The 22,327-nt window shown below is 60.7% G+C and carries 21 protein-coding genes and 1 pseudogene; 15 read left to right on the forward strand and 7 right to left on the reverse strand.

The annotated features are described in order from the left end of the window. Position 1: 1 nt before the first annotated feature. Positions 2 to 178 (reverse strand): hypothetical protein, encoded by a 177-nt coding sequence (locus EYD00_RS22375; RefSeq protein WP_004444725.1) that lies wholly within the window; start codon positions 176 to 178, stop codon positions 2 to 4. Positions 179 to 400: 222 nt separating this feature from the next. Between EYD00_RS22375 and EYD00_RS22380 the strand changes: the two genes are divergently transcribed. Beyond that, positions 401 to 1,294, forward strand: coding sequence for a helix-turn-helix domain-containing protein (locus EYD00_RS22380; protein WP_022563809.1), 894 nt, complete (start codon positions 401 to 403; stop codon positions 1,292 to 1,294). 133 nt (positions 1,295 to 1,427) lie between these two features. Here EYD00_RS22380 and EYD00_RS22385 read toward each other — a convergent pair whose 3' ends face one another. Next, positions 1,428 to 3,548, reverse strand: a complete 2,121-nt coding sequence (locus tag EYD00_RS22385) for a TonB-dependent siderophore receptor (protein ID WP_034497980.1) — start codon at positions 3,546 to 3,548, stop codon at positions 1,428 to 1,430. A 221-nt stretch (positions 3,549 to 3,769) separates the two neighbouring features. On the opposite strand from EYD00_RS22385, the gene EYD00_RS22390 reads away from it, so the two are divergent. The 6 genes and pseudogenes from EYD00_RS22390 (at position 3,770) to EYD00_RS22415 (ending at position 8,369) form a co-directional block, all read left to right on the forward strand. Further along, complete coding sequence (locus EYD00_RS22390) at positions 3,770 to 4,777, forward strand: iron-siderophore ABC transporter substrate-binding protein (RefSeq protein WP_034498498.1); 1,008 nt, start codon at positions 3,770 to 3,772, stop codon at positions 4,775 to 4,777. Positions 4,778 to 4,779: 2 nt separating this feature from the next. Continuing rightward, positions 4,780 to 5,817: a FecCD family ABC transporter permease gene (locus tag EYD00_RS22395; RefSeq protein ID WP_502685801.1), complete on the forward strand. Its 1,038-nt coding sequence runs from the start codon at positions 4,780 to 4,782 to the stop codon at positions 5,815 to 5,817. Positions 5,818 to 5,819: 2 nt separating this feature from the next. After that, positions 5,820 to 6,854: a FecCD family ABC transporter permease gene (locus EYD00_RS22400; protein WP_034497976.1), complete on the forward strand. Its 1,035-nt coding sequence runs from the start codon at positions 5,820 to 5,822 to the stop codon at positions 6,852 to 6,854. Continuing rightward, complete coding sequence (locus EYD00_RS22405) at positions 6,851 to 7,660, forward strand: ABC transporter ATP-binding protein (RefSeq protein WP_034497974.1); 810 nt, start codon at positions 6,851 to 6,853, stop codon at positions 7,658 to 7,660. Before EYD00_RS22400 ends, EYD00_RS22405 begins: the two co-directional genes overlap by 4 nt. 74 nt (positions 7,661 to 7,734) lie before the next feature. After that, positions 7,735 to 8,014, forward strand: a pseudogene (locus tag EYD00_RS22410) (type II toxin-antitoxin system RelE/ParE family toxin). A 55-nt stretch (positions 8,015 to 8,069) separates the two neighbouring features. Then, positions 8,070 to 8,369 (forward strand): HigA family addiction module antitoxin, encoded by a 300-nt coding sequence (locus tag EYD00_RS22415; protein ID WP_004444714.1) that lies wholly within the window; start codon positions 8,070 to 8,072, stop codon positions 8,367 to 8,369. Between the two features lie 19 nt (positions 8,370 to 8,388). Here the strand turns inward: EYD00_RS22415 and EYD00_RS22420 are convergent, their stop codons facing one another. Beyond that, the gene (locus tag EYD00_RS22420) at positions 8,389 to 9,261 is read right to left on the reverse strand and encodes a helix-turn-helix transcriptional regulator (RefSeq protein ID WP_034497972.1); all 873 of its coding nucleotides are present in this window, start codon (positions 9,259 to 9,261) and stop codon (positions 8,389 to 8,391) included. Between the two features lie 132 nt (positions 9,262 to 9,393). Between EYD00_RS22420 and EYD00_RS22425 the strand changes: the two genes are divergently transcribed. From EYD00_RS22425 to EYD00_RS22450, 6 genes are all read left to right on the forward strand, one after another. Then, positions 9,394 to 10,608: an amino acid ABC transporter substrate-binding protein gene (locus EYD00_RS22425; protein ID WP_034497970.1), complete on the forward strand. Its 1,215-nt coding sequence runs from the start codon at positions 9,394 to 9,396 to the stop codon at positions 10,606 to 10,608. A gap of 70 nt (positions 10,609 to 10,678) precedes the next feature. Continuing rightward, a complete protein-coding gene (locus EYD00_RS22430; protein ID WP_034498497.1) occupies positions 10,679 to 11,551 on the forward strand; it encodes a branched-chain amino acid ABC transporter permease in 873 nt (290 codons plus the stop codon). After that, positions 11,548 to 12,456, forward strand: a complete 909-nt coding sequence (locus EYD00_RS22435) for a branched-chain amino acid ABC transporter permease (RefSeq protein ID WP_034497968.1) — start codon at positions 11,548 to 11,550, stop codon at positions 12,454 to 12,456. Before EYD00_RS22430 ends, EYD00_RS22435 begins: the two co-directional genes overlap by 4 nt. Continuing rightward, complete coding sequence (locus tag EYD00_RS22440; RefSeq protein WP_034497966.1) at positions 12,453 to 13,181, forward strand: ABC transporter ATP-binding protein; 729 nt, start codon at positions 12,453 to 12,455, stop codon at positions 13,179 to 13,181. The genes EYD00_RS22435 and EYD00_RS22440 overlap by 4 nt, the downstream gene beginning before the upstream one ends. Beyond that, the gene (locus EYD00_RS22445; protein ID WP_034497964.1) at positions 13,174 to 13,896 is read left to right on the forward strand and encodes an ABC transporter ATP-binding protein; all 723 of its coding nucleotides are present in this window, start codon (positions 13,174 to 13,176) and stop codon (positions 13,894 to 13,896) included. Before EYD00_RS22440 ends, EYD00_RS22445 begins: the two co-directional genes overlap by 8 nt. A gap of 16 nt (positions 13,897 to 13,912) precedes the next feature. After that, positions 13,913 to 15,364 carry an aldehyde dehydrogenase gene (locus EYD00_RS22450; protein ID WP_034497962.1) on the forward strand — a complete coding sequence of 484 codons (1,452 nt, stop codon included), beginning with the start codon at positions 13,913 to 13,915 and terminating at the stop codon, positions 15,362 to 15,364. A gap of 29 nt (positions 15,365 to 15,393) precedes the next feature. Here the strand turns inward: EYD00_RS22450 and EYD00_RS22455 are convergent, their stop codons facing one another. After that, a complete protein-coding gene (locus EYD00_RS22455; protein WP_034497960.1) occupies positions 15,394 to 16,290 on the reverse strand; it encodes a choline sulfate utilization transcriptional regulator in 897 nt (298 codons plus the stop codon). A gap of 94 nt (positions 16,291 to 16,384) precedes the next feature. Here EYD00_RS22455 and choX point away from each other — a divergent pair, with 94 nt between their 5' ends. After that, on the forward strand, positions 16,385 to 17,338 hold the full coding sequence (choX, locus tag EYD00_RS22460) for a choline ABC transporter substrate-binding protein (protein ID WP_034497958.1): 954 nt from the start codon (positions 16,385 to 16,387) through the stop codon (positions 17,336 to 17,338). Positions 17,339 to 17,352: 14 nt separating this feature from the next. After that, positions 17,353 to 18,867: a choline-sulfatase gene (betC, locus tag EYD00_RS22465; RefSeq protein ID WP_034497956.1), complete on the forward strand. Its 1,515-nt coding sequence runs from the start codon at positions 17,353 to 17,355 to the stop codon at positions 18,865 to 18,867. A gap of 15 nt (positions 18,868 to 18,882) precedes the next feature. Here betC and EYD00_RS22470 read toward each other — a convergent pair whose 3' ends face one another. The 3 genes from EYD00_RS22470 to argH are packed head-to-tail and all read right to left on the reverse strand — an operon-like array spanning position 18,883 to position 22,327. Next, positions 18,883 to 19,776, reverse strand: a complete 894-nt coding sequence (locus EYD00_RS22470) for a carbohydrate kinase family protein (RefSeq protein ID WP_034497954.1) — start codon at positions 19,774 to 19,776, stop codon at positions 18,883 to 18,885. Continuing rightward, positions 19,773 to 20,813 carry an ABC transporter ATP-binding protein gene (locus tag EYD00_RS22475; protein ID WP_034497952.1) on the reverse strand — a complete coding sequence of 347 codons (1,041 nt, stop codon included), beginning with the start codon at positions 20,811 to 20,813 and terminating at the stop codon, positions 19,773 to 19,775. Before EYD00_RS22475 ends, EYD00_RS22470 begins: the two co-directional genes overlap by 4 nt. Further along, positions 20,813 to 22,327 carry an argininosuccinate lyase gene (gene argH / locus EYD00_RS22480; RefSeq protein ID WP_034497949.1) on the reverse strand — a complete coding sequence of 505 codons (1,515 nt, stop codon included), beginning with the start codon at positions 22,325 to 22,327 and terminating at the stop codon, positions 20,813 to 20,815. The genes EYD00_RS22475 and argH overlap by 1 nt, the downstream gene beginning before the upstream one ends.

A 22,327-nucleotide genomic window follows, 5' to 3' on the forward strand; every position in this document is an offset into this window, starting at 1 on the left:
CTCACCGACGGTCGGAAGACGGCACCGGACGCTCCGGGGATGATTTCTCCGCCCCTTGCGACGGGGTTCTGCCGCTCTTTTCATTCTCGTGGGCATCCGGTCCGGCGACGATGACGCCGCGGCCCTGTTCCTCGCGCTTCTTCTCTGCGAAGTCGCCGGGTTCCTTGTTGCGGTCCATGAATAATCTCCCTCGTTTGGTTCCTGTCAGGAATTCAACGGTCGTCCCGGGCAGAGGTTCCAGCCATTTGGGGGGAGAATGTTTCTATTCATAATGATCTTTGCTATTAACATGAATAGATAAGTCATGTTATGGCGGCGTGAAGGGTGATCGCCACGACTGCCCTGTGCCACGTTTGTTTCCACGCCTCGGCCTCGGCTCGACAACCGGACGGTAATTGCATTGGGTTTCTGGCATTCCATGACCTGGTACACGGAAGGGATCAGCGTCACCGCGCCGGTCAAGTGGCGCCAGTTCGACGGGCTGGTCAGCGCTTTCTGGGAGGCGGAGAGCCAAGTGGGGGCGAAAGGGTATTATCTCGCCGCCGATCCGCGCATCATGATTTTCTTCAACGACGTCTCGTCACGGATCCGCATATCAAATCGCGACGGCGAGCTTTCGCAGCATTCGCGGCCGATGACGCGGGCGGTTTACGTGCCGGCAGGCGTGCCCATGTGGACGGGCAGCAACGCCACGCATCGTTTTTCCCATCTCAACCTGCATATTCACAAGGACCGGCTCCTGCGCTTCCTGTCCCCGGCGGTCGGCGGTTCGGCGGCCATGACCGCGTTACGCCGTCCGGTCGAGATACAGGATATCGGCGGAGTGGAAACCTTGGCGCGCCTGATGGTGGATGAACTGGCCGAGCCGCAGAAACATCCGCTTTATGCCGAAAGCCTTGTCGGCAGTATTGTTGCCGGCTTGCTGGATATTCCCGAACCAACGCCCGAGCAGGCCAATGGCAGGTTGACGCAGGCGCAAATGAACCGGTTACTCGCCCGCGTGGAAAAGCGCGGTGATGACCGCATGACGGTCGCCGAGATGGCCGATATTGTCGGGCTATCGGAAAGCTGGTTCGCCACGGTGTTTCGCCAGACAACCGGCAAAACACCTCTGCAATGGCAACTTGAGCGGCGTATCGATGCCGCACAGAAACTTCTGCTGGAAGGCGATCTGACGGTGGCCGATATTGCTGCCCAGCTCGGTTTTTCCGATCAGGCTCATCTGACCAAGGCTTTCCGTCAGTCAGTGGGTAACACACCTGCTGCCTGGCGACGTCTGCACAGGCTGCTTTGAAAAGGCGGGATTTGCGTCCTGATGCGTAGGCGGTGGCGGGCGACCGCCTGTTTGAATCTCGAGGCAAGCCAGAGCATGACATCGTGCATCAGGAAATATCCACAATATATTGAAATATCGTGGATATCTTACATCACCATGTCTTGCGCAGGGTAACCGAAAACGCCCTGCCTGGATTGTAGAAGTCTGCTCCGAACCCGCCATAAGAAACGTGTTTTTCGTTGAAAAGGTTGGAGACATTGACATCCAGCGAGGCGGTTTCCTGGATCTTGTAGCTGAATGCCGCATCCACGGTCACACTGCTTCCGGTTTCGACCTTGTTGGCGTTGTCGAAATAATAGGCGCCGGTATAGCGGCCGCCGAGACCGAACGTCATGTCACCGAAATGGTCGTTGCCCGCAAGCGTATAGTTGACCCATAGTGAGGCCTGATGTTCGGGCACAAACTGCGGCCTGTTGCCGACATTGCCGCCAGTGCCGTTTTCGGTGATTTCCGCATCGAGATAGGAATAGGCTGCCGTCAGGCTGAGACTGTCTGTGACCTCAGCCTTGGCCTCGAGGTCAAGACCACGCACACGCACCTCGCCGATCGTTGTGGGCAGGCTGGTGATCGGGCTTGTGACGGTGATGTTGTTCTTTTTCAGATCGTAGATCGAGGCAGTGAAAAGAGCCGGGAAAGCGTCCGGCCGGTACTTCACGCCGAGTTCGATCTGTTCGCCGCGCTCCGGCTCGACGGTGAGACCGGACGCGGGCACTACCGATTCAGCATAGCTGATATAGGGCGCGATCTCGTTGGTTATCTTGTAGGACACACCAATGCGCTTCGTGAGTTCGCTGATGTCGCCGCTCGCCGTCGTGCGGTTCAGCCGGTTTGTCTGGTCGGTGTCGATCCAGTCGTTTCTAAGGCCGGCGCTGATGGTGAGCCTGTCGAAGAAGGTCAGGTCCTGCTGCAGATAGAGCGCTCTTGTCTTCTGGTCCGTCAGGGAGTCCGCATAGAGCGGCACGGAAGAGGGCGCGCCGGTATAGATCGGGTTCATCCAGTTGATGCTCGGTGCAGCGCCAAAGTAGCTTTTGCTGCCGGAGGTGTAGTCATTGTAGAAAACACCGACCAGGCTTCGGCTTTCGACGTTGTCGAACCGCGTGTCATATTGCAGGCGCGTGTCGATCAGGAAGTTTTCGGTCTCGGTGTCGTTGCCGAAATAAGAACGATTGGCGATGGTCGAACCGTTGGTCGGCGTCGACGATATATAGGCATAACCGAAGTCCGTATTCGCCTTGCTGTAGCGGGCGTTGGAACTCAGGGTCAGGCCGGATCCGAAATCGTGATCGAACATCACGCTCAGCGAGTTGCGGTTCGTGCCGCGATAGTTGTAGTCGGGTTCTCCGAAGAAGCGGCTCCGGTCGAAATGCGAGCCGACGGGATGGCCGCCGCCACCGGGAACGCCATCCTTGTTAAGGTGGTCGTAAACGACAGTCAGGCTGGTGGCGTCGGTCGGACGCCAGGTAAGACCGCCCATGAAGAATTTCTCGTCGTCGCGGGAATAGTCATATTCCGCATCGGCGTTGCGAAGCTTGCCGGTCAGACGATAGGACAGAGTGTCGTCCCCGGTGATGTTGTCGCCGAAATCGAAGCCGGTCTCGGCGCGGCCATAAGAACCGCCGGTCACATAGGCTTCGCCGAAGCGCGCATGTTTCGGCACTTTTGTGGCGTAATTTACCGAACCGCCGGGGTCCGAAACGCCGAAGGTGGTAGAATTGCCGCCCTTTATCACTTCGACGCGCTCATAGGCATAGGTTTCTTCGCGCAGCGCGCCGAAGGGGCGGCCGAGCGTCAAGCCGTCGCGGTACATGTAAGCGTCGAAACCGCGAATCTTGAAATAGTCGAAACGGTCGTCGGAGCCGTAAAAATCCGTGGTGACGCCGGCGGTGTATTGCAGTGCTTCTTCTACCGTCTGCACGCCGCGCTGCTGCATTTCCTTGGCGGTGATGACAGAGACAGAGGCAGGTGTGTCGAGAATATCGGTCGCCATCTTGCTGCCGCTCGTCGTGCGGGTGGCGACGATCGATTTCTGATCATTGTCACCGCTGTCGATGGTGATGGTCTCCAGAACCGTGCTGCCGCCCGCGTTGGCAGCCTCCTGCGCCACGAGAAGGCCGGGCATGGATGCGGCAAGCGCCGTGCAGGTCAGCAGGGCCGCTTTCCCGTGGAGACGTCGCGCGGTTTTGCGGTTTCTGCCTTGGATTTCGATATTCATTGGTAGGTTCCAGAAATTAATGCCCCGATCGCCGTTTTCACGGACCACTCTCGATGCGCCCAATAACTTGAGAATGTTTGTCCGGTATTGTAGATTTTTGCGGTTTTGTACAAAACCCCGGAAATTTCACCGCTGTTGCGGAACGATTTCCTCACCGGACTTGACGGGGGCAATTGAAGCTGAGAATTCAAGTCCACTTTTGAACTTTGAAAGCCTCGCTCATGCCCCGCCTGTTTTGTGGTCTTCTACCGGTCTTCGTGTTTTTTCTGTCCGTGATCGCACAGAATACAGCTGTGGCGGAGGAGACGGCACCCTATCCCGTCACCATCAAACATGCTTTCGGCACGACGACGATTGCGAAGAAGCCCGAGCGGGTCGCCACTGTCGCCTGGGCCAACCATGAGGTGCCGCTGGCGCTCGGCATCGTGCCCGTCGGCTTTGCCGCCGCCAACTTCGGCGATGATGACGGTGACGGGCTGCTGCCCTGGGTGGCGAAGCGGCTATCTGAGCTCGACGCGCCAAAGCCTGTGCTGTTCGACGAGGGTGACGGCATCGATTTCGAGGCTGTGGCGGCAACGCAGCCGGATGTCATCCTCGCGGCCTATTCCGGCCTCAGCCAGTCGGATTACGACACGCTCAGCCGGATCGCGCCGGTGGTCGCTTATCCTGTCTCGCCATGGGCGACGGACTGGCGCGACATGATCCGGCTGAATAGCGCCGGTCTTGGAATGGCCGCAGAAGGGGAGGCGCTCATCAGGCGCATCGAGGGTGAAATAGCCGAGGTCGTTGCCGGCCACCCGCAACTGAAGGGCAAGTCGGCCATGTTTGTCACCCATCTCGACGCCACAAATCTCAGCGTTGTCAATTTCTATACGGCCAATGATACCAGAGTGAAGTTCTTCAAAGATCTTGGCCTTGCGTCCCCCAAAAGCGTCGCGGAGGCAACGAGGCCTGGGCAATTCGCTGCCGGTATCAGCGCCGAGCGCGTCGATGCCTTCGACGATGTCGATATCATCGTGACCTATGGTAGCGAGCCGCTGCTGAGTGCCATGCGCGCTGATCCGCTTCTCGCCCGGATGCCCGCCGTCTCAAACGATGCTGTCGTTATGCTGGGGCGCGATCCGCTCGGCACGGCTTCTAATCCAACGCCTCTGTCGATTTCATGGGTGTTGAAGGACTATGCCGATCTTCTGGCAAGGGCCGCCGGTAAGTCCGGGAAATCACAGTGACAATGTCCGGATCTGGCAAAGCGGCTGCCGTGCTTTTGGCCGGGCGCTCGAACCGCGTGCGGATGGCGTGGCTTGGCGCGGTGCTGGCGCTTCTCGGGCTGCTATGTGCGTTGTCGGTTGCCATCGGCACGCGTGAGGTCTCATTTGCGGATATTCTTGGTGGGGTGAGTGGCCGTGTCGAAACGGTTGCAGAAGCGACGGTTGCTGTGCGCCTGCCGCGCACCGTGCTTGCGCTTATAGCCGGTGCCGCGCTGGGGCTGGCCGGCGCGATCATGCAGGGGGTCACGCGCAATCCGCTTGCTGACCCCGGTATTCTCGGCGTGAACATGGGGGCGTCGCTTGCCGTTGTCATCGGCGTCGTCTGGTTCGGCATCGCTTCGGCTCAGGCCTTCATCGTCACGGCAATTGCCGGGGCGGGGGCATCCGCGATCTTCGTTTATGTTGTCGGTTCGCTCGGGCGAGGCGGGGCCACGCCGCTGAAACTCGCACTTGCGGGTGCCGCCACCTCCGTCGCCTTCTCGTCGCTCGTCATCGCCGTGGTGTTGCCGCGTAGCGATATCGCCGGCGGCGTCCGCGCCTGGCAGGTCGGTGGTGTCGGCGGGGCGACCTTCGAACGTATCGAGACCGTATTGCCCTTTCTGGCTGCCGGTTTCGTCGTAAGCCTGCTTTCGGCGCGGAAGTTGAATTCACTGGCGCTTGGCGACGAGCTGGCCGCCGGCCTTGGAGAAAACGTTGCCGTCGCCAGAACCATGGCATCCTTCGGTGCCATTCTTCTGTGCGGCGCTGCCACCGCCATTTGCGGCCCGATCGGTTTTGTCGGTCTGGTGGTGCCTCACCTCTGCCGCTCGCTGGTCGGGGTGGACAATCGCTGGCTCCTCCCATTTTCTGCACTTGGAGGCGCCTGCCTGCTGCTGGCCGCCGATATTGTCGGCCGCATCGTCGCGCGGCCCTCCGAACTCGATGTCGGTATCGTCACGGCGCTGGTCGGCGCACCCTTTTTCATCTGGATCGTCAGACGGCAGAGAGTGCGTGAGCTGTGAGCATGTTCCCGTCACTCGTCGAAACGCTGGGTTTCAACCGCCATCTTCGGCAGGGCCGGCGCCGTCTCGTCATCTTTTGTCTGTTGACGCTTCTCATCGCGGCTTTTGCGCTCACGCTGACGCTCGGCCAATCATTCACCCCGCCCGGTCAGGTGATCCGCGTGCTGCTTGGCGAGGACATCGCTGGCGTCAGCTTTACCGTCGGACAATTGCGCCTGCCGCGCGCGCTGCTGTCGGTGCTGGCGGGACTGAGCTTCGGGCTTGGCGGCGTCGCCTTTCAGATCATGTTACGCAACCCGCTTGCCAGCCCCGACATTATCGGCATCAGCTCCGGCGCCAGCGCCGCCGCCGTCTTTTCCATCGTCGTATTGCAGATGAACGGACCGCTGGTTTCGGTTGTCGCCGTCGTCGCCGGCCTTGGCATCGCCCTGCTGGTCTATCTCCTCTCCTTCCGCAACGGCGTGGCCGGAACGCGCCTGATCCTTGTCGGCATCGGCGTTTCCGCCATGCTGGAAAGCTTCATCGCCTATATTCTCTCCGTCGCGCCGGCCTGGACATTGCAGGAGGCGATGCGCTGGCTGACCGGCAGCGTCAATGGCGCCAAACTTGCCCAGACACTGCCGCTTGCCATCGCGCTGGTTTTCTTCGGCGGCCTGCTTCTCAGCCGTGCACGGGATCTCGAGACGCTCAGGCTCGGTGATGATGCCGCCGCAGCACTCGGCGTTCGGGTGGGAGCGACACGCATCATCGTCATCGTCGCAGCCGTTGGCATGATCGCCTTTGCTACGGCCGTCTCGGGGCCGATCGCCTTCGTTGCGTTCCTGTCCGGACCAATTACAGCGCGTATCGTTGGCAGCAATGGATCGCTGCTCCTTCCCGCCGCACTGGTCGGGGCGGTGCTGGTGCTGGCGGGTGACTATTGCGGCCAGTTCCTGCTGCCCGGCCGTTACCCGGTCGGCGTCGTCACCGGTGCGCTCGGTGCGCCCTATCTGATTTATCTGATCGTGCGGGTCAACCGCAGCGGAGGCTCGTTATGACCGGCCACTCTCTTTCCCTAAGCGGCCTCTCGGCCGGCTATGGCGACAGCCTCATCATAGAAGAGCTGGACCTAACTGTCCCGCGCGGGAAGATCACGGTTATCGTCGGCGCGAATGCCTGCGGCAAGTCCACTCTGCTACGCAGCATGTCGCGGCTCATCACACCGCGCGCCGGTCAGGTCCTGCTCGACGGCAAGTCGATCCATCGTCTGCCTTCCCGGGAACTGGCTCAGCGTATGGGTCTCCTGCCGCAATCGCCGATAGCGCCTGAAGGTATCGTGGTTGCGGATCTCGTCAGCCGTGGGCGACATCCGCATCACGGCCTGTTCGCACGCTGGACACGTGAGGATGACGAAGCGGTTGCCGCAGCACTCGTCGCCACCGACACGGTCGAGCTTGCCGAACGGCCGGTGGATGAATTATCGGGCGGCCAGCGGCAACGCGTGTGGATCGCCATGGCGCTTGCCCAGCAGACCGACATATTGCTCTTGGATGAGCCGACCACCTTCCTCGATATCAGCCATCAGGTCGAGGTGCTGGACCTTCTCACAGACCTCAACCAGTCGCGTGAGACCACCATCGTCATGGTGTTGCACGATCTTAATCTCGCAGCCCGTTATGCCGATCATCTCGTCGCCATGAGGGACGGAAAGCTGCATGGCTTCGGCACCCCGGAAGACGTGTTGACGGAAGAAAATGTCCGCCACGTTTTTGGTATTGAAAGCCGTGTCATCACGGATCCGACATCGGGCAAACCGATGATGCTGCCGATCGGGCGGCATCGGACCGTGCAGAGCACGCAATAACGTATCTCTTTGAGATACGGTTTTGTTGGCTTCTGCACGTATCTATTTATGATACGAACATCAAGAGGCAGGCAATGATCCGTTCTTTCAAAAACAAGCTGGCTGCTTCGATTGACGACGGATCTGTGAAGAAGGGATTTCCCTCCGATATGCTACGCCGCGCCCAGCAACTGCTCACGGTCCTGGATGCGGCGACTACGGTAGAAGACCCTCGCTCACCGCCCGGCAATCGTTTGGAAAAGCTGTCCGGCGATCGTGAGGGCCAATATTTGATCCGGATCAACAAGCAGTGGCGCATCTGCTTCGTCTGGACGCAAGCAGGGCCGGAGCGTGGAAATAACCGACTATCACTAGCCTGTCATTCTTGTGGAGACCTTCATGACAAATCGGCCAAGGAGGGCCGGCTAATATGACAATCAGTAAATCGCCTCCGATCCATCCGGGCGAAATCCTGCGGGAACTCTATCTTGAGCCACTGGGGATGTCGGCATACGCGCTCGCAAGGCACCTCAATGTTCCGCGCACCCGCATAGAACGGATTGCAGGAGAGAAACTTGGTATCACCGCGGACACCGCCTTGCGTTTGGCAAAGTTTTTCAAGACCACCCCGGAATATTGGCTGAACTTGCAGAACGCTTTTGACATTAAGGCGGCTGCAGCGAGGCTGGAAACGGACCTTGCAAATATCAAGGAACTGGAAGCAGCGTAGTTGCCAGCCTCCTGTCCCGTCACGGCCAGGCCGCGTAGGATGGCGGCGGCATGTTCTGCTTCTGCCTTGCCGTTCTTCTGAAGCGGCCAGGAGAGGTCCCCTCGTTGCGGGTGAAGAAGCGATTGAAGTAACCAGGGTCCTGAAACCCCAATCGAAACGCGATTTCAGCGACTTGCAGCGAAGAGTTCAGAAGAAGGTCGCGCGCCTCTGACAGGAGTTCCCGGTGGATGTAGGCCTGTGGCGAAAGCCCAGTGGCCTTGCGAACCGCGAATCCCAGTCGCTCGCGGGTAACGTCGAGATGGCGTGCATAATCGTCCACGGCCCATTGATCGTGCTTGTGCTGGCTCACCAGAAGGACGAAACGTTCGGTGAGACCGCCCGGCGTGGAGACGGCGGCTGCAACATCGGCGATGGCGTGCTGGCAGATGCGGACAAGAGTGACGCAGAGCAGGCTGGCGATGATTGTGTCGGAACCGGTCGCTGCGCGGACATTTTCGCTCGCGATTGTCTGGAGATAAGCCTCCAGTTCCTTTTGGCCCTGTTCTTCGGGTGTCTGTACCAGAATACGCTGCAGTATCGCGCGTACGGCGTTTGCGCTCGTGCCCGTCGGCATCGCGTGAGCCAGCCCGATTTCGGTGGTCGTCAACAGCGATCCGCGGCTTCCGGCGCCCAGTCTCACGCGGCCTGCCGGGCCTATGGGTAGCCAGATGAGCCCCGGCGAAGGGACATCCAGCCTCTTATCGCCCTGCGTGATTTCCGCTTCCCCGACAGAAAGCAAAAGCAGGTGGGCGCTGTCTGCTTCCAGCCGGAATTCGGATACGCGCAGCGAGGAGGCGAAGGTACGTGCCGTGATCTCCACGCGATTGGCGGCAAACTGGCTGTGCAGCGGCATTCAACCTCCAAAAGTGCAATAATGCACTACACTAGTGCATTTTATATGCAACTGTCATTGCTAAACTTCGATCAGCGCGTGGGGAGTCTTGAGGAGAAGGGCTGCCCGATCGAGCGCTTTGGGAGGAACATCATGAACAATTTGAAGCGCAGAACGCTGTTCTGCCTGCTCTCCGGTGCTGCTCTGTCGGCAGTATCATTCAGTCATGCCACTGCGCAGGACCGCACTTCCGTAAAGATTGGCTATGCTGTGTCAAAAAGCGGCGCCAATGCCACCGGCGCGGGTATCACGACCATTCCGAACTACAAATTATGGGTGAAGGAGGTCAACGATGCCGGCGGCCTCACGCTGCCCGATGGCAAGCGCTTGCCAATTGACGTGGTCGAATATGACGACCGTTCCTCGGCCGAGGACGCGGTACGGTTCACCGAGCGGCTGGCCAGCCAGGACAAGGTGGATTTCATCCTGCCGCCCTGGGGCACGGGATTTAATCTGGCGGTTGCGCCGCTTTATGACCGTTTCGGTTATCCGCAGCTCGCGGTCACCGGGGTCACCGACAAGGCGCCCGATTTCGCCGCGCGCTGGAAGAAGAGCTTCTGGATGCTGGGCGGGGGGCACGACTATGCCAATGCACTGGCCGATGTTTTGAAAGCCGCCCGCGAAGCAGGCCAGATCAATGACAAGGTGGCCGTGATATCTGTCGCGGACGGTTTCGGCATCGATCTCATCAAGGCTGCGCGACCCGCGCTGAAGGAAGCGGGTTTTACGCTTGCTTATGACAAGACCTATCCGGTCGGTACTTCCGATTTTGCCGCGCTTGTGAACGAGGCCGCAGCAAGCGGTGCGGACAGTTTTATCGCCTTCTCCTACCCGCCGGACAGTTTCGCGGTAACGAAGCAGGCGCAGACTGCACGATATAATCCGAAGGTCTTCTACGTCGGTGTCGGCGGTGCTTTCCCGATTTTCCCGAAGGTTTCCGATGGCAAGCAGGAAGGTGTCATCAGCATCGGCGGCGTCGATGGAAGCAGCGACAGGATCGAGGATTATTTCAAGCGTCACGAAGCTTTCATCGGCACCAAGCCGGACAGCTGGGCAAGCGCCATCACCTATGCGAGCCTCGAAATGCTGGCCCAGTCAATCCAGCGTGTCGGTCTCGACAAGGCGGCGGTGGCAGGCGAGCTTTCGACGGGAAGCTTCGACACCGTTATCGGCCCGGTCAAACTTGAAGACAACCAGCTTCGTCAGCTGTGGTGGGCGGGGCAATGGCAGAGCGAGCGTTTTGTGGCGATTGCACCTGCGGATCGTCCCGGTGCGGCCAAACCCGTGGTCCCGAAGCCGCAATGGTAAGCCCTTTCCGGCCGGGACCCGTGAACCCGGCCGGAAGGCTTCGGCCATGTTCCAGACTGGAGACATTTCCTTGTTCTTATCCACCCTCATCTTCGGCTTGATGCTGGGAGGGACCTATGCGCTGATCGCGCTTGGACTTTCGCTGCAATATGGCATCGCTCGCATCATGAACCTCGCTTATGGCGAAGTGCTGATCGCGGCGGCCTTCATCACCTTCGTTCTGTTTTCCGGTTACGGCCTTTCGCCGCTCTGGTCGCTTTTCATCATCGTGCCGCTCGGTTACGCCCTGTCTTTCGTGATCTACCGGGTCATGATGCGGCCGCTGGTGCGCCGTTCAGGCGGCTCCGGCCGTCTGGAAGTCGATTCGATTCTGGCAACCTTCGGACTGCTCTTCGTTATTCAGGGCATCATGCTCGTGGCGTTCGGCGGCAACTACCATTCTTATTCCTATCTCGCCGATGGTGTTGATATCTTCGGCACGACGGTGGCAATGAACCGGCTTCTGTCTTTCGGCTTGTCGGTCCTGATTGGTGGTGGGCTTTATCTGGCGCTCACCCGCAGCCGCTGGGGTCTTAACCTGCGGGCAGTGGCGCTGTCGCCCCGTTCCGCGCCGCTGGTCGGTATCGATGTGAACCGCGTGGCTTCCCTCGGCTTTGCTCTCGGTGGCGCACTCGCCGTGGCGGGCGGGGTGATGATCTCGATGTACCAGACCTTCTCCGCTTCCTATGGCGTGGTCTTCACCATGAAGGCGCTTGTCGTCGTCATCATGGGCGGTGTCGGCAATTTGCTCGGCGCGCTGGTCGCCGGCCTGCTGCTCGGCCTCGTGGAAACCTTTGTGCTGGTTTATGTCGATCCCGGCCTCACACTTGCCGCCACCTACCTGCTCTTTCTCGTGGTCCTGCTTTGGCGTCCGGAAGGCATCTTCGCAAGGAGGGGCAAATGATTCCGCTTCTGATCGGCCTCGCCGCAGCCGCGCTGCTGGCGTTTTCCCCCTTCTTCTTCGATGCCTATGGTGTCGGCGTCATCATCGGCCTTCTCGGTTATGCCACGCTTGCTTCCGCCTGGGCGATGTTCTCCGGTCCGACCCGCTATATATCGCTCGCCACCGTCGCCTTTTTCGGTGTCGGGGCCTATACGGTCGCGGTGCTGAGCGAGGTTTTGCCATGGCCGCTCGTCCTGCTGTGCTCCGCCCTTGTCGGCGCCGCGCTTGCTTTCGTCGTCGGGCTTTCCACGCTGCGCGTCGCCGGCATTTATTTCGTGATCTTTTCCTTCGGCCTCGCCGAACTCATCCGCCAGCTCATCACCTGGTATGAAGTGAATGTGACCGGAACGCTAGGGCGCTATATCTTCCTGCCGCTGGAGCCGCAGCATGTCCTCTGGCAATTGCTGGTGCTGGCCGCCGTTACTCTTGTCCTGTCGACGCTCATCGACCGCAGCAAGCTCGGCCTGGCGCTGAAGGCGATCGGCGATGATGAGGTGGTGGCCGCCCATGCGGGCATTAATCTTGCCCGCACCAAGCTGACGCTCTTCGTGCTGTCCGCCACCATCATCACGCTTGTTGGCGCCATCCAGGCCCCGCGCTGGGTCTATATCGAGCCGGCCATCGTCTTCAATCCTCAGGTTTCCTTCCTCACCGTGATCATGGCCCTGCTTGGCGGAGCCGCGCGCCGCTGGGGACCCATCCTCGGTGCTGTGCCGCTGTTCCTGCTGTTCGAATGGCTGGGCGCCAATTTCCCCAACCATTTTTCCATCATTCTCGGCGCTCTCTTCATCCTCATCGTCTTCGTGTTGCCGGACGGCGTGCTGGCGGCGCTGGAGAAGTTGCGCAAAAAGGAGAAGACGGCATGAGCACCGTTCTCGAAATTGCTGATATCCGCAAGACCTTCGGCGGGCTGAAGGCAGTGGACGGTCTCGGCCTGACTATCAAGGCCGGCGAGGTCGTGGGGCTGCTCGGGCCGAACGGTTCCGGAAAGACGACGCTGATGAACCTGATCTCGGGCGCGCTGAAGCCGACGGAGGGATCGATCCGGCTGGAAGGGCAGGAGATTGCCGGCCGGCGGCCGGATGCGATTGCGCGCGCTGGCGTGGCGCGCACCTTTCAGCTCGTGCGGCTTTTGCCTTCGCTCTCCCTGCTGGACAATGCCGCGGTTTCGGCCATGTTCGGGCAGCAGCGGTTGTCCCGCCCCGCGGCGGAGAAGGTCGCGCGCACCTGTCTGGAAAGAATAGGGCTCGCGGGGCGGGAAGTCATGCCGGCGGGCGATCTCACCTATATCGATCAGAAACGCCTCGAACTGGCGCGTGCGCTTGCGGGCGAACCGAAGCTTCTGCTTCTTGACGAATGGCTCGCGGGCCTCAACCCCACGGAGTTGCAGGAGGGGATCGCGCTGATCCGGCGGCTGGCATCGGAAGGAACGACCATTCTGCTGGTGGAACATATCATGGCGGCCGTGCGCGCTCTTTGCCCGCGCTCCGTGGTCATGGCGGCCGGCCGCAAGATCGCCGACGGGCCGACGGCAGCGGTGCTTGATGATCCGCAGGTCATCTCCGCCTATCTGGGAGCGCCACATGCTTGAAATAGATGCGCTAACAATCCGCTACGGCAAACATCTCGGTGTTGATGGCATATCGCTCAATGTTGCGAAGGGCGAAACAGTGGTTCTGCTTGGCGCCAATGGCGCCGGCAAGTCGTCGCTGCTGAAAGCCGTCGGCGGCGTGGTTGTGCCAGCATCGGGCGAAGTGCGCGTCGACGGGGCGTCGCTTGCCGCTGTTCCTCCCCATCGGATCGTGGACTGCGGCGTGGCGCTGGTGCCAGAAGGACGCGGAATTTTCGCGGCGCTGACGGTGGAGGATAATCTTCGCCTCGGCGCCAATCCCCGCCATGCCCGTTCAGCAGAAAATGTGACGCGGGAGCATATTTTCTCGCTGTTTCCGCGTCTCGCCGAACGCCGGCAGCAGCTTGCCGGCACCATGTCCGGCGGCGAACAGCAGATGGTCGCCATCGGGCGGGCGCTGATGTCGGCACCGGATTATCTGTTGCTGGACGAGCCGAGCCTTGGCCTTGCGCCCATCGTCACGCAGGAACTTTTCGCCGCCTTGGCGGAGATCAAGAAGACCGGCCTTTCCATTCTGCTCGTGGAGCAGAATGTGCGCGAAAGCCTGGCGCTTGCCGATCGCGGATATTTGCTGGAAGCAGGACGGATTGTCGGGGCAGGCACAGCTAAAGCCCTCTCTGCCGATACCGCCGTGCAACGGGCGTTTCTCGGCGGCACCACCGCCGCCATTGTCTGAATTCAGGAGGAAGACCATGCAGACTGTCAATCTTTTCATCGGTGGCGACCATTGCCCGGCCGCGAGCGGAAAGCGCTTCTCGCGTCACAATCCGATCACCGGCGACGTCGCGACCAGCGCGGCGGCGGCAACGGTGGAGGACGCTACCCGTGCGGCCGACGCTGCCGCTGCCGCCTTTCCCGTCTGGTCGGCCACATCGCCCGGCGAGCGCCGCCGCCTGCTGCTGGCGGCGGCTCAGGCGCTACTCGCCGCCGGGCCTGACATTACCCAGGCGATGAAGGAAGAAATCGGCGCGACCGATGCCTGGGCCGGTTTCAACGTCAAACTGGCAAGCGACATGCTGGTGGAGGCCGCAAGCCTGACCACCCAGATCAAGGGCGAGATCATTCCCTCCAACCGGCCGGGAACCACGGCGATGGCACTGCGCCAGCCGGCGGGTGTGGTATTGTCCATCGCCCCCTGGAATGCTCCCGTCATTCTCGGCGTACGTTCCATCGCCACGCCGCTCGCCTGCGGCAATACGGTGGTGATGAAAACCTCGGAGCTTTGCCCGCGTACCCATGCGCTGATCATCGAGGCGGTGGCGTCGGCAGGTCTGCCGAAGGGCGTGCTCAATGCCGTCTCCAATGCGCCGGAGGATGCAGCAAAGATCGTCGACACGCTGATTGCGCACTCCGCTGTCAGACGCGTCAACTTCACCGGGTCAACCCGCGTTGGCCGCGTGATTGCCGAAACGGCCGGCCGCTACCTGAAACCCGCTCTGCTGGAGCTGGGCGGCAAGGCGCCGTTCATCGTGCTTGACGATGCCGATATCGATGCCGCTGTCGCGGCGGCCGCCTTCGGCGCCTACATGAACCAGGGCCAGATCTGCATGTCGACGGAGCGCATCATCGTGCTCGACAGCGTTGCCGATACATTCGTGGAGGACTTCGCCAAAAAAGCGTCCAGCCTCACGGCCGGAGACCCACGCGAGGGCAAAACACCGCTCGGCTCACTGGTCAGCGCCGAAGCGACGTCACGCATAAGGGCGCTGGTGGACGACGCCGTGTCCAAAGGCGCAAAGCTGGTCGCGGGCGGCGGCGGCACCGGCACCATGCTAGATGCGATCGCCGTCGATGGCGTCACTCCGGCCATGCGGCTTTATTCCGAGGAAAGTTTCGGTCCGGTCGTTTCCATTATCAGGGCGGGCAGCGTCGATGAGGCGGTAAGCATCGCCAATGAAACAGAGTTTGGTCTTTCCGCCGCGATTTTCGGCAGGGACCAGGCGCGGGCGCTTGCCATTGCCGCGCGGATCGAAAGCGGCATATGCCACATCAACGGGCCGACTGTTCACGATGAGGCGCAGATGCCCTTCGGCGGGGTCAAGGCTTCCGGTTACGGCCGCTTCGGCGGCACGGCAGGCATTGCGGAATTCACCGAATTACGCTGGGTCACGCTCCAGGACGGGCCGCTGCATTATCCGATCTGAACCGGACGCCGGGGGCGGCTGCGGCGGCCTCACCGCCGCTCGTCGATCAGCCAGCCGGTGAGTTTTCTCACCGCGCTGTCGCTGCTTTTCGGCCGCATTAACCAGTAGCCGCGCCCCGGTGCATCGAGGCTGGGGCCTGCCGTGACCAGTACGCCAGCCTCGAGCAGTGGATCGACGAGCCCGGCCCAGCCGAGCGCAAAGCCCTGTTCTCCGATGGTCGCCTGAACCACCATGGTGTAATTGTTGAAGCTGATGTCGCCGCCGTCGTTTTCGGGACCTCTCTGAACGCCGAAATGCTTGAAATAGGAAGGCCAGTCGAACCAGTGCGCTGATGAGGAATTTTCGAGGTGGATGAGTTTCCGCCGCGAAAAATCAGCAACGCCTGCGGGCGCCGGCGTTGCTGCCAGAAACGCAGGTGAACAGACCGGCGTGACTTTTTCCGAAAGCAGCAGTACGGCCCCGTCACCCGCCTCTTGCCGGGTGCCGAAAATGATCATCACGTCGCTGTCATGCTTGCCCTGACCCAACGGGTCCTGCGTGGCGACGATCTGGATGTTGATGTCAGGGTTAAGCGCTCGAAATCCGTGCATCCGCGGAATGAGCCACAATGACGAAAAGGCATAGTCCGTATGCAGGCGGATGGTCTGGCGTTCCTCCGTCCGCCGAAGCTGCTGCGCGAGCAGATCAATGGCATCGACATTGCGGGAGACGATTTCGAACAGCCTTTGTCCTTCTGCCGTCAGATCGATGCCGCGATGTTTGCGGCGGATGAGCGCCACTCCAAGCTCCTCTTCGAGCCTGCGCATCTGATAGCTGACGGCAGGCTGGGTGAGCCGCAGGGAGCCCGCCGCCGCCGTCAGGCTGCCCTGGCGGGCAACCTCGGTAAAGATGCGCATCCATCCGAGATCGAGCGGCCGGTCTGACATTAAATTTCCTTATATCACTTATCGAAAAATACCTGCTTCACAGGCAAAAACAATGTGGTGTTCAATAAACTGGACTAATACAAGGGGAGCCGCAATGAAAACCGTTTCTCATCTGCACCGCATCGCCGCCGGCCTGTTCCTGTCCGTGGCGGCCTTCTCCACCCCGCTTCAGGCGGCCGATGACGCGTCCTGCAAGCTGGTACGTCTAAGCGATCCCGGCTGGACGGATATTACCGCAACCAATGGCGTCGCCTCGGCACTGCTCGATGCATTGGGTTATGAAGCCGACGTCAAGACGCTTTCCGTGCCCATCGGATATCAGGCGATGAAGAACGGCGAAATCGACGTTTTCCTCGGGAACTGGATGCCGGCGCAGAAATCCTTCGTAGATGACCTCAACTCGGCGAAAGCTGCCGAGGTCTTGACGAAGAATCTCGAGGGCGCCAAGTTCACGTTGGCGGTGCCGTCCTACATGGCGGAGAAGGGCGTGAAGGATTTCGCCGATCTCGCCAAACATGCCGATGAATTCGAGAGCAAGATTTACGGCATCGAGCCCGGCGCACCCGCCAACCAGAATATCCAGAAGATCATAGACGCCAATGATTTCGGCCTTAAAGGCTGGCAGCTCGTCGAATCTGGTGAGCAGGCCATGCTGGCGCAGGTGGAACGGGCGGGCCGGGATAAGAAGGCCGTGGTCTTCCTTGCCTGGGCGCCGCATCCGATGAACGAGAAGATCGATATCGCCTATCTCTCCGGCGGTGACGCCTATTTCGGCCCGAATTTCGGCGGCGCAGAGGTTTATACGCTTGCCCGCACCGGCTGGCCGGAAAAATGCCCCAATGCGGCGGCGCTCTTCAAAAACCTGAAGTTTGATATCGGCATGGAAAATACCCTCATGGGTTCGATTCTCGGCGGAGAGGATTCCAAAGCCGCGGCAGCGGCCTGGGTGAAGGCCAACCCCAAAGCGCTGGATGGCTGGCTGCAGGGCGTTACCACGCTGGATGGAAAACCGGGTGCGGATGCCGTTAAGGGCAAGCTTGGTCTCTGAGCCGGAAAGTGGAAATGCCGCGTCCTAATATCCTCATTCTGATGGTCGACCAGTTCAACGGGACGTTGTTTCCCGATGGACCGGCCGACTTTCTCCATGCGCCGCATCTGAAAGCCTTGGCGGAGCGGTCTGTACGCTTCGCCAATACCTATACGGCCAGCCCGCTGTGTGCGCCGGCCCGTGCTTCCCTGATGTCCGGGCAATTGCCAAGCCGGACGCGGGTTTACGACAATGCCGCCGAGTTCGCCTCCGACATTCCGACCTATGCGCACCATCTGCGGGCAGCCGGTTATTACACCGGTCTCTCAGGCAAGATGCATTTCGTCGGGCCTGACCAGCTGCACGGCTTCGAAGAGCGTCTGACGACAGATATCTATCCGGCGGATTTTGGCTGGACGCCTGATTATACCAAGCCGGGCGAGCGGATCGACTGGTGGTATCACAATCTCGGTTCGGTGACGGGTGCAGGGGTTGCCGAAATCACCAACCAGATGGAGTATGACGACGAGGTGGCCTATCACGCCACCCGCAAGCTCTATGACCTGTCTCGTCGGCTCGATGACCGGCCGTGGTGTCTGACGGTCAGCTTCACCCATCCGCACGATCCCTATGTGGCGCGGCGAAAATTCTGGGATCTCTATGAGGATTGCCCGGCGCTCGATCCGCAGTCGGAGGCCATTGCTTTCGATCAGCAGGACCCGCATTCGAAACGGTTGCTGGAAGCCTGTGACCACAATGCCTTCGATATTTCGCCGGAGCAGATACGCCGGGCACGCCGCGGTTACTTCGCCAACGTCTCCTATATCGACGAGAAGATCGGCGAAATCCTTGGCGTCCTGAAGGCGACGCGGATGGAGGAGGACACCATCGTCCTCTTCCTTTCAGACCATGGCGATATGTTGGGTGAGCGCGGCCTGTGGTTCAAAATGTGCTTCTTCGAGGGCTCGGCCCGCGTACCGCTGATGATTGCCGCGCCAGGCTGGCAGCCGGCATTGATCGATACGCCGGCCTCGACACTGGATGTGACGCCGACGCTGTGCGGTCTGGCAGGGCTTGATATCACCTCGCTTAAACGCTGGACGGATGGCGAGGATCTGGCGCCGTTGGCTGCTGGCACCGGCGGGCGCGGCCCGGTGCCGATGGAATATGCGGCCGAAGGCTCGATCTCGCCGCTCGTCGCCATCAGGGATGGCCGATACAAATTGGTCGTCTGTGAGGCCGATCCGCCGCTGCTCTACGATCTGGACGCCGATCCCGAAGAGCGCACCAATCTCGCCGGCGATCCCGCTTTCAGCGATGTACTCTCGTCGCTTTCCGCCGAAATTGGCCGGCGGTGGCAGTTGCCGGTGTTCGACGCCGCCGTTCGCGAAAGTCAGGCGCGGCGCTGGGTGGTCTACAAGGCGCTACGCAACGGCGCCTATTACCCGTGGGATTACCAGCCCCTGCAGAAAGCTTCGGAACGCTACATGCGTAACCACATGGACCTCAACGTGCTGGAAGAAAACCAGCGTTTTCCGCGCGGTGAGTGAGGCGGGCAGGGTGCCTTAAGCGGTGGCCGACACCTTCGGCGCGCCGCCCGCCGCCTGCACGGCAAGACTGCCCGCGGCAACCCCGGCTGTGAGGCATTGCTGTTCGTCCCTGCCTTGAAGCCAGGCATCAAGAAAACCGGCATTAAAGGCATCGCCGGCCCCGGTCGTATCGACCACGGGTACGTCCTGGGCTGCCAGATGCTGCAAGCCCCTTCGACAAGTCACCCACGCGCCCTGCGCGCCGCCTTTCAGCGCCACGACGGGAAAGGCCTCTGACAGGGCGTGGATGGCTCTTTCCGGGTCAGAATGCCCCGTGATTGCTTCCGCCTCTTCGAGATTGGGCAAAAACACGTCGACTCCGGCACAGGCCTTGAGCAGCCCCTCATCGTAAATCAGCGAAGCATCCCAGCTTGGATCGAGCGATACTGACAATCCGCTTGCCTTGGCGCGTGAAACCAGATCAGGCATCTCATGCAGCGTGGCGAATTCGGCGATGTGCAGATGCCGGGCGTTATCCCACGCGAAGGCGGCATCGAGCGTCGAGGGACGGGCGGCACCGGCGCGGCGCGTCAGAAAAGCCCGGTCCTGGCCAACCACTGTCGCCACCGTCACCTGCGGTCCGGCGTCGGTTGCATGTTCCAGAAACCGCAGATCCACGCCGCTTCGCGCCATTTTCTCACCGATGTCGCGCGAAAACGTATCGGTGCCGAGCCTTGCGAGTAAAGCAACCGGGCGTCCGACGTGGGCGAAATGGGCGGCGGCAATGAAGGCTCCGCCGCCGGGGGCGATTTCCATGTCTCGGGCAAACAGTTCCCGGCCGAGCACCGGCAGTTCATTAAGACCGGTGAAAATGAGGTCACAATAGATCCGGCCGACGCTGATGACGGCAGTTTTTTCCGTTGTCATCATGCGCGGCCCAGAAGCTTTTCCGTCTTGGCGTCGAAAAGATAAAGCGAACCTCGCTCCGCCTGGCATTGCAGCCTGCTGCCGACGGCCGGAATGGTTTTGCTTCTCGCCGTGGCGATCACCGAACTGGTGTCGGTGTCCAGATGAACAAGCGTCTCCGGCCCGAGCGGCTCGACTGCCGTGACCGTTCCTTCCAGGGTAAACGTCCCCTGAGCGGCCCCAGACTCGCCAACAAGCAGATCATGCGGCCGGACGCCGATCAGAAGGTCACCCGTGGCGGACGGCGCGACGCTGTCGCCGGCTCTGGTTCCGCGCAGCAGGTTCATCGAGGGGCTGCCGATGAAGCGTGCGGTAAAGATATCGACGGGTGTTTCATAAAGTTCCGTTGGCGTGCCGACCTGCAGGATGTGGCCGTCCTTCATGACGACGATCCTGTCGGCCATGGTCATGGCTTCCACCTGGTCGTGGGTGACATAAACGGTTGTCGTCTTAAGACGCTGATGCAAGCGCTTGATTTCAATGCGCATCTGCGCGCGCAGCTGGGCATCTAGGTTAGACAGCGGCTCATCGAACAGGAAAGCGGCGGGGTCGCGCACCATGGCGCGGCCGATGGCGACGCGCTGCCGCTGACCGCCCGACAAAGCCGCGGGACGGCGGTCGAGCAGGGCCTCCAGACCGAGCACCCGGCCGGCCTCCTCAATGCGGCGGTTCTTTTCCTCGCGGTCAAGCTTCGAGGTGTAGAGGCCAAAGCCGATGTTCTGGCGAACCGTCATATGCGGATAGATCGCATAGTTCTGGAAGACCATCGCGATGTTTCGCTGTTTCGGTTCCTTCTCATTCACGATGTCGCCGCCGATCTTCAGCGCTCCGTCAGAGATTTCTTCCAGCCCGGCGATCATTCTGAGGGTGGTGGATTTGCCGCAGCCGGACGGTCCGACAAAAACGACGAACTCGCCGTCTTCAATGGCAAGGTCGATGCCCTTGACCGCCTCGACCTTGCCGTAGCGCTTCACGAGTTTATTGAGTTCGATTGTCGCCATCATCGGGCTCCCGTCAGGGCGGTGAATTTCTCTGTGAGTTCCGCGGCCTTTGCCGCTTCGTGATCGGCGGATCGCCGTGCTTGCGCCTCGAATGCAGCAAGCGTGTTGCGATAGGTGGAAATCGCCTCCCGCATCGGTTCGGGCGCAGGGCCGCCGAAACGGCTGCGCACGGCAACGAAGTGCTCGGGCGAGACGATCTGTCTGAATTTTCCCTCATCGATCCCGGTTTGCCGCCCTGTCAGCTCATGGAACGCCTTGAGAAACGGCTGGTAACCGTCGTTCGGAAGATCGCCTTTCAGCGCGACGACGGTCCTGGCAACAGTCGCGGCAATCTCATGCGCCTGGCGGAAAGACAGGTCTTCGATGCGGACAAGCGAATCCGCCAGTTCCGTGATGGTGATACACGACCGGCGGATGTTCTGGTCGACCCTTTCGGGATCGATGCTGATCTGGCCAACGAGGCTGGCAAGAAGATCGAGAACCCGGCCGGCAGAGGCGAAGGCCTCATAACCCATGCCCTGCGTCTCGCCCTCACTGTCATTCATGTCGGTGAAGGGCGTATTATGCATCACATCCAGCACCGTGCGCGCCCGTCCGAATGTCTGGCTGGCCAGGTGGCGCAGATGTTCGATCGGCACCGGGTTTCGCTTCTGCGGCATGATCGAGGAAATCTGCACCAGCGCATTCGGCACGTAGATCTGGCCGACCTCGAAACTCGTCCAGAACTGAAAATCCTGGATGAGCCGGCCGAGATGCAGGAACATCAGTTCGATCGCGCCATAGGTCGCGGTCGTGTAATCCACGGCTGCGATGCAGGAATAGGAATTGCGCAACGGTGCAGCAAAACCCAGCAATTCGGCAACCCGCGCCCGATCGATGGGAAAGCCCGAGGTGGTGATGGCGGCCGCGCCCATCGGCGACAGATCAACGATGCGGCGCGCCTCCGCAAAGCGGTCAATATCCCGGATCAGCACCTCGATCGCGGCGGAAAGGTAGTGGCCGAAGGTGGTGGGCTGGGCCGGCTGCCCATGGGTGTAAGCCACGATCAGCGTGGCCTGATTGCGTTCGGCGGCATCGATCAGCGCTTTCAGCAGAACACGCGCCTTGGCGGTCAGCGTGTCGATCTTGTCCTTCAGACCGATCTTGAACAGCGTGTGATCGATATCGTTGCGTGAACGGGCCGTGTGCAGGCGGCCGGCGACATCAACGCCGATGCGGGCTTTCAGCTCTTTCTCGATCAGGAAGAAGAAATCCTCGACTTCGCCGGTATAAACAAGCTCCGCGGGTTCGATGGTTTTGTCGATGTCTTCAAGTGCGCCGGCGATCTTGGCCGCCGTCTCGGCATCGAGAATGCCGGTTTCGCGCAGCATGACAAGGTGGGCGCGGTCTATGCGGCGGAACCCATCGACGTGGTGGTTCTTGGCGCCGTCGAAAAGCGGGCGCAGCACGGTTTCCTTGTAGACAGGGTCGGGAAACTTGCTGGTATCCGACTGGCGCGGGTTGATATCGGTCAT

Source organism: Agrobacterium sp. 33MFTa1.1 (assembly GCF_004328495.1).
In the GTDB taxonomy this organism is placed as follows: Bacteria; Pseudomonadota; Alphaproteobacteria; order Rhizobiales; family Rhizobiaceae; genus Agrobacterium; species Agrobacterium pusense.

Excerpts from the sequence above, each read along its gene's own strand:
- EYD00_RS22420 (WP_034497972.1), bottom strand. The coding sequence starts at position 9,261 with ATGCCGCTGCACAGCCAGTTTGCCGCCAATCGCGTGGAGATCACGGCA.
- EYD00_RS22405 (WP_034497974.1), top strand. The coding sequence starts at position 6,851 with ATGACCGGCCACTCTCTTTCCCTAAGCGGCCTCTCGGCCGGCTATGGC.
- EYD00_RS22440 (WP_034497966.1), top strand. The coding sequence starts at position 12,453 with ATGAGCACCGTTCTCGAAATTGCTGATATCCGCAAGACCTTCGGCGGG.
- EYD00_RS22425 (WP_034497970.1), top strand. The coding sequence starts at position 9,394 with ATGAACAATTTGAAGCGCAGAACGCTGTTCTGCCTGCTCTCCGGTGCT.
- EYD00_RS22395 (WP_502685801.1), top strand. The coding sequence starts at position 4,780 with ATGTCCGGATCTGGCAAAGCGGCTGCCGTGCTTTTGGCCGGGCGCTCG.
- EYD00_RS22475 (WP_034497952.1), bottom strand. The coding sequence starts at position 20,813 with ATGGCGACAATCGAACTCAATAAACTCGTGAAGCGCTACGGCAAGGTC.
- EYD00_RS22455 (WP_034497960.1), bottom strand. The coding sequence starts at position 16,290 with ATGTCAGACCGGCCGCTCGATCTCGGATGGATGCGCATCTTTACCGAG.
- EYD00_RS22470 (WP_034497954.1), bottom strand. The coding sequence starts at position 19,776 with ATGATGACAACGGAAAAAACTGCCGTCATCAGCGTCGGCCGGATCTAT.
- argH (WP_034497949.1), bottom strand. The coding sequence starts at position 22,327 with ATGACCGATATCAACCCGCGCCAGTCGGATACCAGCAAGTTTCCCGAC.
- EYD00_RS22390 (WP_034498498.1), top strand. The coding sequence starts at position 3,770 with ATGCCCCGCCTGTTTTGTGGTCTTCTACCGGTCTTCGTGTTTTTTCTG.
- EYD00_RS22415 (WP_004444714.1), top strand. The coding sequence starts at position 8,070 with ATGACAATCAGTAAATCGCCTCCGATCCATCCGGGCGAAATCCTGCGG.
- EYD00_RS22435 (WP_034497968.1), top strand. The coding sequence starts at position 11,548 with ATGATTCCGCTTCTGATCGGCCTCGCCGCAGCCGCGCTGCTGGCGTTT.
- EYD00_RS22400 (WP_034497976.1), top strand. The coding sequence starts at position 5,820 with ATGTTCCCGTCACTCGTCGAAACGCTGGGTTTCAACCGCCATCTTCGG.
- choX (WP_034497958.1), top strand. The coding sequence starts at position 16,385 with ATGAAAACCGTTTCTCATCTGCACCGCATCGCCGCCGGCCTGTTCCTG.
- betC (WP_034497956.1), top strand. The coding sequence starts at position 17,353 with ATGCCGCGTCCTAATATCCTCATTCTGATGGTCGACCAGTTCAACGGG.
- EYD00_RS22445 (WP_034497964.1), top strand. The coding sequence starts at position 13,174 with ATGCTTGAAATAGATGCGCTAACAATCCGCTACGGCAAACATCTCGGT.
- EYD00_RS22450 (WP_034497962.1), top strand. The coding sequence starts at position 13,913 with ATGCAGACTGTCAATCTTTTCATCGGTGGCGACCATTGCCCGGCCGCG.
- EYD00_RS22385 (WP_034497980.1), bottom strand. The coding sequence starts at position 3,548 with ATGAATATCGAAATCCAAGGCAGAAACCGCAAAACCGCGCGACGTCTC.
- EYD00_RS22375 (WP_004444725.1), bottom strand. The coding sequence starts at position 178 with ATGGACCGCAACAAGGAACCCGGCGACTTCGCAGAGAAGAAGCGCGAG.